Raw genomic sequence first — 9,628 nt, forward strand, 5'->3', positions numbered from 1 at the left:
GTGCAGGCACATCCCGCCAGGGTGCGTGAAGTGTAACTGGATCGGCCAGCGGCGTGCCCTCTGAATGCGCTGCGCAGGCACGGAATCGGCTTGTGCGTGACGCGGCGCACCATCCATCGGCAGCGATCGGTAGCGTGCGGGCGCGTAAGCCTGCCTCGGGATTTTTGGCGGCTTTACGGGGCGCGTTCGCGGGCATAGAGTAAATCGCTCGAACCCGGTCGCGACGTTTCCCCTTTTGCAAAAAGGAGTTGCCATGTCACTGAGGTTGCTCGCAGCGCTACCTTTTATCGGCATCCTGCTGGGCGTGCCGTTCGTCAACCGCACCGAACCGCTCATACTCGGCATGCCGCTGGTGCTGGCGTGGATCGTCCTGTGGGTCGTGCTGACGTCGGCGATCATGGCCATCGTTTATCGCCTCGATCCGGTCAACCGCACCGCCGTCGATCCGCAACGCGAGGTGCGACCATGAGCGCACTCGTCATCATTGCGGCAATCACGGTCGTCGCGCTGTGTCTGGGCATGCGCGCGCGACGCGGGCACGACATGAGTCTCGAACAGTGGTCCGTGGGCGGACGCAGCTTCGGCACCGCCTTCGTGTTCCTGCTGATGGCGGGCGAGATCTACACCACCTTCACGTTCCTCGGCGGCAGCGGCTTCGCCTACGGCAAGGGCGCGCCGGTCTACTACATCCTCGCCTACGCGACGCTCGCGTACATCCTCTCTTACTGGATGCTGCCGCCCGTGTGGCGCTATGCCAAGCAGCACCGGCTGATGTCGCAGCCGCACTTTTTCTCGCGCAAGTACAACAGTCCCGCGCTGGGCGTGCTGGTCGCCTGCGTGGGCGTGCTCGCGCTCGTGCCGTATCTCGTGCTGCAGCTCAAGGGCCTGGGCATCATCGTGACGACGGCCTCGTATGGCGCGATTTCATCGACGGCGGCGATCTGGATCGGCGCGGCCGTGGTGACGGCTTACGTGATCGTCTCGGGCGTGCGCGGCTGTGCGTGGAATTCGGTCGTGAAGGACACGATGATTCTCGCCATCGCCGTATTTCTGGGCATTTATCTGCCGATTCATCACTATGGCGGCCTCGGGGAAATGTTCCGCGCCATCGACGCCGCGAAACCCGGCTTCCTCACCTTCCCTGCCAAAGGCCAAAGCGTGACGTGGTTCCAGTCGACCGTGCTGCTCACCGCGCTCGGCTTTTTCATGTGGCCGCATACGTTCGGCTCGGTCTATACCGCAAAGGACGAACGCATTTTCCGCCGCAATGCCGCGATCCTGCCGCTTTATCAATTGATTCTGCTGTTCGTGTTCTTCTGTGGATTTGCGGCGGTGCTCAAGGTGCCCGGCCTCAAGGGCGGCGACATCGATCTTTCGCTGTTTCGCCTCGCGCTGCAGACCTTCGATCCGTGGTTCGTGGGCGTGATCGGCGCGGCGGGCGTGCTCACCGCGCTCGTGCCGGGATCGATGATTCTCACCACCGCTTCGACGCTCATCGCCAACGACGTGTATCGCGGCGCCATGATGAAACAGGCCGACGACGAACGCGTGGCGAAACTCGCGCGCCTCTTCGTGCCGGTGATCGCGCTGGTCGCGGTGGGCTTTACGCTCAATGGCGGCGAGACCATCGTGGCGCTCTTGCTGATGGGTTATAACTTCGTCACGCAATTGTTTCCGGCACTCGTATGCAGCTTGTCTGCGCGTAATCGCGTCACGAAACAAGGTGCATTTTGCGGAATTTTGTCGGGTGTGCTGGTGGTCGTGCTTACCACGGTGACACATGTGAGCGTGGCGCAATTGATTCCATTCGCACCCGATACGCTCAAGGACATCAACATCGGCTTTCTCGCATTGGGCGTGAATATCGTCGTGCTTGCAGCGGTGAGCGCGCTGACCCAGCCGCATACGCACGCCGATCATAAACATGCCGGCGCGCATTGAATGAGGTGATGTGCCTGGTTTAGTATCGACAGCGACATAGCACAACGTCGCGCAAATTTCGTTCGGGTATTACCCGTTCGCTCCTACCGCTTTGCCGCCCCGTACAACGTCGAATCCGCAAACCCGACCGCCCCCAGCACGCGGCCAACGAGGATCAGCGCCGTGCGCTCGATATCCGTCGCCTGCACCTTCCGGGCGATATCCGCGAGCGTCCCCGTCACGCGCTCCTCATCGGGCCAGCTTGCGCGATAGATCACGGCCACGGGGCAATCGTCGCCATAGTGGGGACGCAATTCCTCGACGATGCGCGCGATATGGCGCACGCCCAGATGAATCGCCATCGTCGCGCGGTGCCGCGCGAGATCGCTCAACGCCTCGCCTTCGGGCATCGACGTTTTGGTCGCATAGCGCGTGAGAATCAGCGTCTGCGAAATGCCTGGCAGCGTGAGTTCGTTGCCGAGCGCCGCCGCACACGCCGCCGTCGCCGTCACGCCGGGCACCACTTCATAAGGAATCCCAATCTCACGCAAGCGTCTGATCTGCTCGCCGATCGCACCATACAGCGACGGATCGCCCGAATGCACGCGCGCCACATCATGACCTTGCCGATGGGCGTTTTCGAGCAGCGAGACAATCTCGTCGAGCGTGAGCGGCGCGGTATCCACGACCTGTTGCGCGCGATGGCCTTCGAGCACCGCGGGCGGCACGAGCGAACCCGCGTAGAGAATGACGGGACAAGTCCGCACAAGCCGCTGGCCTTTTACGGTGATCAGTTCGGGATCGCCCGGCCCCGCGCCGATAAAGAAAACAGTCATGCGTCGATATTCCGTTGAGTGTGAGTCGCGAGTGCATCCAGCACATCCTGCACCGAAGCGAATTCGCGTTGCGCCGGCGGCAGCGAAGGCCGCTGCATCATGACCACGGGCAGGCCCATTTCGCGTGCCACGGCAAGTTTTGCTTCCGTCGCCGCGCCGCCGCTGTTCTTGCTGACGATTACGTCGTAACGCCCCGCCTCGAAGAGCGCGCGTTCGCCCTCGTGCGTGAACGGTCCGCGCGCGTCGATCACCCTCGCGCGAGCGTGCCCCGGATGCGCGTCGAGACACCGCACGGTCCAGTGCTGATGCCCAGGCACTTCGCCCAGATGCGCGAGCGGTTCGCGACCGAGCGTGAAAAGCACGCGCGCATAGGGCGTAATGGCTTCGATCACGCCCGCCCAGTCGCGCACCTTGCACCAGTCGTCGCCCGGCTGCGGTTGCCACGGCGCGCGGCGCAGCGCCCAGTAAGGCACCTGCGTCTGGTCGCACGCAAGCGCCGCGTTCGCGCTGATCTGCGCCGCGTAGGGGTGCGTGGCGTCGAGCACCAGCGTGATGCCTTCGTCGGCAAGATAGTGCGCGAGTCCCTGTGCGCCGCCAAAGCCGCCCACACGCACCGCGCAAGGCAGATCGGCGGGCACGCGACCCAGACCCGCGAGGCTATAAACGTGCTTGGGACCGAGTGCGCGCGCGATCCGCAGCGCGTCGCCCGTGCCGCCCAGCAACAACACCCGCACGGTCATGGCTTGATCGCCTCGAACAGCGTGACGGGCAGCGCCTGGCGCCAGGTGTCGAAGCGACCGAGCGGCTGAGCCTCGCCGATGCCGATGCGCGTCAGCGTGCCGCCATGCTGCGCGCGCCATGCCACGAGCGCCGCTTCGCTCTGCACGGTCACCGCGTTCGCCACGAGCCGCCCGCCCGGCGCCAGCCGTTCCCAGCAGGTCTCCAGCACGCCCGGCGCCGTTACGCCGCCGCCGATGAACACCGCGTCGGGCGCGGCGAGTCCCGCGAGCGCGTCGGGCGCGCGCCCCGCCACGAGTTGCAGCGCGGGCACGCCCAGCGCGTCGCGATTGTGTTCGATGAAGCGCTGGCGCTCGCCGTTCGACTCGATCGCGATCGCGCGGCAAGCCGCATGCGCGCGCATCCATTCGATGCCGATCGAACCGCTGCCCGCGCCCACGTCCCAGAGCAATGCGCCCGGCGTCGGCGCGAGGCGGGCGAGCGTGAGCGCGCGCACGTCGCGCTTGGTGAGCTGGCCGTCGTGCCGGTAAGCGTCGTCGGGCAGGCCGGGCGTAAGCGTCCAGGGCCGTGCCGGGTTGAAGTCGGCACCGTCGGCGGCGATGCACTCGAAGGCCACGAGATTCAGGGCCGCGACTTCTTCGACGATTGTGCCGTCATGCCACGCGTCGGCGCGGCCATCGATGCGCCGCTCCTGCGCGCCGCCCAGATGCTCGAACACGATCAGACGCGTCGCGCCGAAGCCCTGTTCGACAAGCAAGGCGGCAATGTCCTGGGGCGTGCGTCCATCGGCGCTCAACGCGAGCACGCGCGAACGCGCAAAGAGATGCCGCCGCAGCGCGTCGAGCGGCCGGCCCACCAGCGACACCGCCGCCGTATCCTGCAAGGCCCAGCCGAGACGCGCCGCCGCAAGCGACAGCGACGAAGGCGCGGGCAACACGCACAGTTCATCCACCGGAAGCTGACGCGCGAGCGTCGCGCCCACGCCGTAGAACATCGGATCGCCGCTCGCCAGCACGCAGACCGGCTCGCGCTTACCGCGCAGCGCAAGCAACGGCTCGACGCTGAACGGCTGCGGCCACGGCTCGCGGCGCGCCTGCACGCGCGACGGCAGCATTGCCAGATGGCGCGCGCCGCCCGTCACGACCGTTGCCGCGAAGAGCGCGCGGCGCGCCTCGCGCCCCAGCCCCGCATATCCGTCCTCGCCTATGCCGATCACCGTCAGCCACGCTCGCCTGCCCTGCATCCGTGCTCCGTCATGCGTTGCGCGCGGCCCGTCGGGATTCGCGGATCGCGCTGGAAAACGGGCATAATACCGCTTCCGCTGGCACCGGACGGGCCGGAAACCGCGAATGTCCCACGCGTTTCTCGCCCCTTGCCGATACGGCCAGCGCTCGCGCATGAGTCGCGCCGCTTCGGCCAGTGAGGCGGCCCGGTTCGACGACCGCGCGATTCCCAACACGAGTGCCCCTTGAATCACGACTCGAAGCCCGCTTTTTCCCTCGCTTCGTCCCCCGCTGCATGGGCCGCGGCCCGCCGTTCGGCGTGCCCGGGGCTCGTGCGCGTCGTCGCGGCGCTCGACGGCGGCCTCTGCCGCATTCGCTTGCCTGGCGGCTTGCTACAAGCCACGCAGGCGCACGCGATTGCCGAAGCCGCGCTCGCGCATGCGCAGGGCGCGCTCGAACTGACGAATCGCGCGAACCTTCAGGTGCGCGGCATCCGCGCGGGCAGCGAAGCAGCGCTCACGGCTGCGCTCGTCGATGCGGGCCTGGGTCCGGGCGTCTGTGCCAGCGCGGATCTGCGCGCCGCCGACGAACTGCGCAACCTGATGCTTAGTCCGCTCGCCGGCCTCGATTCCGAAGCGCTCATCGACACCACGAAGCTCGTCGCCCCCATCGTCGCCATGCTGCAAGGCGAGCCGCGTTTCGCGGCGCTTTCGCCCAAGTTCGCGTTGCTGATCGATGGCGGCGAACGGCTTGCGGCGCTCGATCATCCGCACGATATCTGGCTGGCCGCGGCGGCGCACGACGACGGCGTGCGCTTCATGTTCGGCCTCGCGGGTTGTCCCGCCGACGGCTCGCTCGGCTCGCTCGGCTCGATCGCGGCGACTGAAGCGGTCAGATTGATCCACGCGCTGCTGCACGCCTTCCTCGATCTCGCCCAGCCCGGCGAGACGCGCATGCGTGAAGTCGTCGCTGTGCATGGCGCGCAGGCGGTGCTGCAACGGGCACAAGAACATACCTCGCCCGATATCGCGTGCGATCGCGGCTGGCGTCGTCCTGGCGTCGATCTCGCGTTGCGGCTCGGCGTGCACGCGCTGAATCGCACCAGGCGCTACGTCGGCTGCGAGCCGCCGCTCGCGCGTCTTGACGCCGCGACGCTGCATGCGCTCGCCACGCTCGCGCAAACGCACGGCGACGGCACGCTGCGCATCACGCCCTGGCAAGGCGCAATCCTGCCGAATATCGATAACGGCGTCACGCGGAACGTGCTGGAACGCCTGCAAGCGCTCGGCTTTATCGCCGACCCCGCCCACCCGCTCGCCCGCACGATCGCCTGCACAGGGTCGGCGGGCTGCGCGAAGAGCCGCGCCGATACCAAGGCCGACGCCCTGCGTCTCGCCGCCCACCTGCCGCCCGGCGTACACGTCCACCTGAGCGGCTGCGAGCGCTCCTGCGCCGCCGCCCACCGCGCGCCGTTCACGCTGCTCGCCGTGGCGCCCGGCACGTACGACGTGTACGAGCACGACGGCGCGCACCGTGACGAACACCTCAACGAGCGCGACGCGCACACGGCCCCATTCGGCCGCTCCGTCGCGCGCCACCTGACGATCGAAGCCGCCGCGCAGCTATTCAAGCAGTTGCTCACGCAGCGGCCCCGGAGCACTCCTGATGTCTGATTACATCCGCGACGGCCAGGCGATCTATCGCGAGTCCTTCGCGACGATCCGTGCCGAAGCCGATCTCTCGCACATTCCCGCCGACCTCGAAAAACTCGCCGTGCGCGTGATCCACGCCTGCGGCATGGTCGACGTCGTCGCCGATCTGGCCTTCTCGCCAGGCGCGGGCGCGGCCGGCCGCGCGGCGCTTGCCAACGGCGCGCCCATTCTCTGCGACGCAAAGATGGTCGCCTTCGGCGTCACGCGCGCGCGCCTGCCCGCCGACAACGCCGTCATCTGCACGCTCGACGACCCCGCGGTGCCCACGCTCGCGCGCGAACTGGGCAACACCCGTTCGGCCGCCGCGCTCGAACTCTGGCGCCCGCACCTTGAAGGCAGCGTCGTCGCCATCGGCAATGCGCCCACGGCCCTGTTTCACCTCATCGACATGATCGAGGCGGGCGCGCCTCGCCCCGCGCTGATCCTCGGCATGCCGGTGGGCTTCGTGGGCGCCGCCGAATCGAAGGCGCTGCTCGCGAGCGCGAAGCTCGGCGTGCCCTTCGTGGTCGTGCAGGGCCGCCGTGGCGGCAGCGCGATGGCCGCCGCCGCCGTCAACGCACTTGCTTCGGAGATCGAATAAATGTCCATCAAAGGACGTCTGCACGGCATCGGCGTCGGCCCTGGCGACCCGGAACTGCTCACGCTCAAGGCGCTGCGCCTCATCAAGGCCGCGCCCGTGGTCGCGTACTTCGTCGCCAAGGGCAAGAAGGGCAACGCGTTCGGCATCATCGAAAATCACCTCGAAGCGCAGCAGGAACAACTGCCGCTCGTCTATCCGGTGACCACGGAAGCGCTGGAGCCGCCGCTCTCGTACGAGGCGATCATCGCGGACTTCTACGACGGTGCAGCCGAAACCGTCGCCGCGCATCTGGACGCGGGCCGCGACGTGGCCGTGATCTGCGAAGGCGACCCGTTCTTCTACGGCTCGTACATGTATCTGCACGACCGGCTTGCGGCGCGCTACGAGGCCGAAGTGGTGCCGGGCGTGTGCTCGATGCTGGGCGGCGTGGCGGTGCTGGGCGTGCCGCTCGTCTATCGCAACCAGAGCCTCGCGGTGCTCTCCGGCGTGTTGCCCGAGGAAGAACTGCGCCGTCGTCTTGCCGATGCGGACGCCGCCGTCATCATGAAGCTGGGCCGCAACTTCGAGAAAGTGCGCCGCGTGCTGACCGAACTCGGCCTGGCCGATCGCGCGCTGTATGTTGAGCGCGCAACGATGTCGAACCAGCGCATCGTGCCGCTCGACGACGTCGATCCGATGGCGTCGCCCTACTTCTCGCTGCTCGTCGTGCCGGGGGAAAAATGGCAACGCTGAACGCCGCGCTGCAACCGCCCGCCGTCGTCGTGCTCGGGCCTGGCGCGCTCGCCACCGCGCAGCGCGTGAAAGCGCTCTATGCGGGCGCCCGGATTCACGCCTTGCAGGATCGCGCGCAAGGCGATATCGCGTTCAGCGAACTGGGCGAACATCTGCGCGAACTCTACCGGCGCGGCACGCCGCTCATCGCGCTCTGCGCGGCGGGCATCGTGATCCGCTGCCTCGCGCCGCTGCTGGCCAACAAGGGCATCGAGCCACCCGTGCTCGCGCTCGCGGAGGACGGCAGCGCCGTCGTGCCGCTGCTCGGCGGCCTCACGGGCGTCAACGTGATGGCCCGCGAGATGGGCGCGGCGCTTGGCATCGCGCCTGCGATCACGACGAGCGGCGAACTGCGCTTCGGCACCTGCCTGCTCAATCCGCCCGAAGGATATGCGCTGGCGAGCCTCGCGCAAGGCAAGCGCTTCGTGTCGGATCTGCTCGCGGGCGACACGACGCGCATCGACGGCGACGCGCCCTGGCTCGACAACGTCGATCTGCCGCGCGACGCGGCGGCGAGCCATGCGATCCGCGTGAGTCCGCAGGCGTGGGACGGCAATCCCGAGCATCTGGTGATTCATCCGCGCTCGGTCGTTGCGTGCGCAACCGAAGCGCCTGCGCTGTTGGCCGAATATGTGCGCGAGGCGTTGCAGGCAAACGGCGTGGCCGAACAGGCGCTTGCCGTGCTCATCGCGCCCGCCGTGCACATGGGCGATGCGGCATTCGAACAGGCGGCGTCTGCGTTGGGCGTGCCGTTGCGGTTTGTCGATGGCGATGTGTTTGGCGCGCTGAAACTGCCTGAGCCGCATCGACGGCTCGAAGCCGGGCATGGCATCGTTTTAGGCGTCGCGGACGAACCGCTCGACGTGTCCAGGCTCGGACGGGCGCGCGGACGGCTCACGGTGCTGGGTCTCGGCCCAGGTCGCGCCGATCTGCTCACGCCGATGGCGCGCACCGCGCTCGATGAAGCCACCGATATTGTCGGTTATGCGACTTACGTGGAGATGGCTGGCCCGCTGCGGCCTGGGCAGGTGCGTCATGCGACCGATAATCGCGAAGAGTTGCAGCGTGCGCGGCATGCGTTCGAGCTTGCTAGCGAGGGGCGGCGCGTCGCTGTAGTGTCGTCGGGCGATCCCGGTGTTTTTGCCATGGCGGCCGCGGTGCTCGAAGCGCTCGAAGGGGCCGAGGATTCACGCTGGCATCGGGTCGATCTGCGCATTGTGCCTGGCGTGTCGGCGGCGCTTGCTACGGCTGCGCAGGTTGGTGCGCCGCTGGGTCACGACTTCTGCATGCTGTCGCTTTCGGATAATCTCAAGCCTTGGGCTGTGATCGAAAAGCGGTTGCATCATGCTGCGCTTGCTGATCTTGTCATGGCTTTCTATAACCCGATTTCGCGGGCGCGGCCCTGGCAGCTTGATCGGGCGCTGGAGATCGTGCGGGCTGTGCGCGCGCCGGAAACGCGTGTGGTACTGGGGCGTGATGTAGGGCGGCCTGGGGAGTCGTTGCGGGCGACTACGCTGGGCGCGTTGCAGTCTTCTGATGTCGATATGCGGACGATGGTTATTGTGGGGTCGTCGGCTACGCGCGGGTTTTCCAGGGAAGGCTCTGGCGATGGACTCCGGGAGTGGGTTTATACGCCGCGGTGGTATGCGGAGGGTGGTTGACGGTTTTTTTGGCTGCTTTGGCGTTTCCTTGTTTTCTTGTCGGTTTGCCAGTGTTGCCCCTGTGCGGGGCGGCACTTACTTTCTTTGCGGCGGTGTACAGACTGGAGACATAGCTGACAGGTGTACGAGGACATGGTTGACACTTTCGGGCAATCGAACGCCCGGAGCCACCTATGCCCTGGAACGT

At 67.0% G+C, this 9,628-nt stretch carries 9 protein-coding genes; 6 read left to right on the top strand and 3 right to left on the bottom strand.

The window, feature by feature from the left end:
* Positions 1-253: 253 nt before the first annotated feature.
* A complete protein-coding gene (locus B0G62_RS13560) occupies positions 254-469 on the top strand; it encodes a DUF3311 domain-containing protein (protein ID WP_103704688.1) in 216 nt (71 codons plus the stop codon).
* The gene (locus tag B0G62_RS13565; RefSeq protein ID WP_103704689.1) at positions 466-1,941 is read left to right on the top strand and encodes a sodium:solute symporter family protein; all 1,476 of its coding nucleotides are present in this window, start codon (positions 466-468) and stop codon (positions 1,939-1,941) included. Before B0G62_RS13560 ends, B0G62_RS13565 begins: the two co-directional genes overlap by 4 nt.
* Before the next feature lie 83 nt (positions 1,942-2,024).
* Here B0G62_RS13565 and cobM read toward each other — a convergent pair whose 3' ends face one another.
* The 3 genes from cobM to cbiE are packed head-to-tail and all read right to left on the bottom strand — an operon-like array spanning position 2,025 to position 4,737.
* The gene (cobM, locus tag B0G62_RS13570; protein ID WP_103704690.1) at positions 2,025-2,756 is read right to left on the bottom strand and encodes a precorrin-4 C(11)-methyltransferase; all 732 of its coding nucleotides are present in this window, start codon (positions 2,754-2,756) and stop codon (positions 2,025-2,027) included.
* Positions 2,753-3,496 (bottom strand): cobalt-precorrin-6A reductase, encoded by a 744-nt coding sequence (locus tag B0G62_RS13575; protein ID WP_103704691.1) that lies wholly within the window; start codon positions 3,494-3,496, stop codon positions 2,753-2,755. Before B0G62_RS13575 ends, cobM begins: the two co-directional genes overlap by 4 nt.
* The gene (gene cbiE, locus B0G62_RS13580) at positions 3,493-4,737 is read right to left on the bottom strand and encodes a precorrin-6y C5,15-methyltransferase (decarboxylating) subunit CbiE (RefSeq protein WP_103704692.1); all 1,245 of its coding nucleotides are present in this window, start codon (positions 4,735-4,737) and stop codon (positions 3,493-3,495) included. Before cbiE ends, B0G62_RS13575 begins: the two co-directional genes overlap by 4 nt.
* Positions 4,738-4,962: 225 nt before the next feature.
* Here cbiE and cobG point away from each other — a divergent pair, with 225 nt between their 5' ends.
* Genes cobG through cobJ form a run of 4 tightly spaced genes read left to right on the top strand, consistent with a single transcriptional unit; the run spans position 4,963 to position 9,441 of the window.
* The gene (gene cobG, locus B0G62_RS13585) at positions 4,963-6,390 is read left to right on the top strand and encodes a precorrin-3B synthase (protein ID WP_103704693.1); all 1,428 of its coding nucleotides are present in this window, start codon (positions 4,963-4,965) and stop codon (positions 6,388-6,390) included.
* The gene (locus B0G62_RS13590) at positions 6,383-7,009 is read left to right on the top strand and encodes a precorrin-8X methylmutase (protein ID WP_103704694.1); all 627 of its coding nucleotides are present in this window, start codon (positions 6,383-6,385) and stop codon (positions 7,007-7,009) included. The genes cobG and B0G62_RS13590 overlap by 8 nt, the downstream gene beginning before the upstream one ends.
* Positions 7,010-7,741: a precorrin-2 C(20)-methyltransferase gene (locus B0G62_RS13595; protein WP_103704695.1), complete on the top strand. Its 732-nt coding sequence runs from the start codon at positions 7,010-7,012 to the stop codon at positions 7,739-7,741.
* Complete coding sequence (gene cobJ, locus B0G62_RS13600) at positions 7,729-9,441, top strand: precorrin-3B C(17)-methyltransferase (RefSeq protein ID WP_103704696.1); 1,713 nt, start codon at positions 7,729-7,731, stop codon at positions 9,439-9,441. Before B0G62_RS13595 ends, cobJ begins: the two co-directional genes overlap by 13 nt.
* The last annotated feature ends 187 nt before the right edge of the window (positions 9,442-9,628 follow it).

The organism is Paraburkholderia eburnea, from assembly GCF_002917095.1.
Taxonomy (GTDB): Bacteria; Pseudomonadota; Gammaproteobacteria; order Burkholderiales; family Burkholderiaceae; genus Paraburkholderia; species Paraburkholderia eburnea.

What these genes read in the sequence shown, in the direction of transcription:
- B0G62_RS13565 (WP_103704689.1), top strand. Translation starts at nt 466, where the DNA reads ATGAGCGCACTCGTCATCATTGCGGCAATCACGGTCGTCGCGCTGTGT.
- B0G62_RS13560 (WP_103704688.1), top strand. Translation starts at nt 254, where the DNA reads ATGTCACTGAGGTTGCTCGCAGCGCTACCTTTTATCGGCATCCTGCTG.
- cobM (WP_103704690.1), bottom strand. Translation starts at nt 2,756, where the DNA reads ATGACTGTTTTCTTTATCGGCGCGGGGCCGGGCGATCCCGAACTGATC.
- cobJ (WP_103704696.1), top strand. Translation starts at nt 7,729, where the DNA reads ATGGCAACGCTGAACGCCGCGCTGCAACCGCCCGCCGTCGTCGTGCTC.
- B0G62_RS13590 (WP_103704694.1), top strand. Translation starts at nt 6,383, where the DNA reads ATGTCTGATTACATCCGCGACGGCCAGGCGATCTATCGCGAGTCCTTC.
- B0G62_RS13595 (WP_103704695.1), top strand. Translation starts at nt 7,010, where the DNA reads ATGTCCATCAAAGGACGTCTGCACGGCATCGGCGTCGGCCCTGGCGAC.
- cbiE (WP_103704692.1), bottom strand. Translation starts at nt 4,737, where the DNA reads ATGCAGGGCAGGCGAGCGTGGCTGACGGTGATCGGCATAGGCGAGGAC.
- B0G62_RS13575 (WP_103704691.1), bottom strand. Translation starts at nt 3,496, where the DNA reads ATGACCGTGCGGGTGTTGTTGCTGGGCGGCACGGGCGACGCGCTGCGG.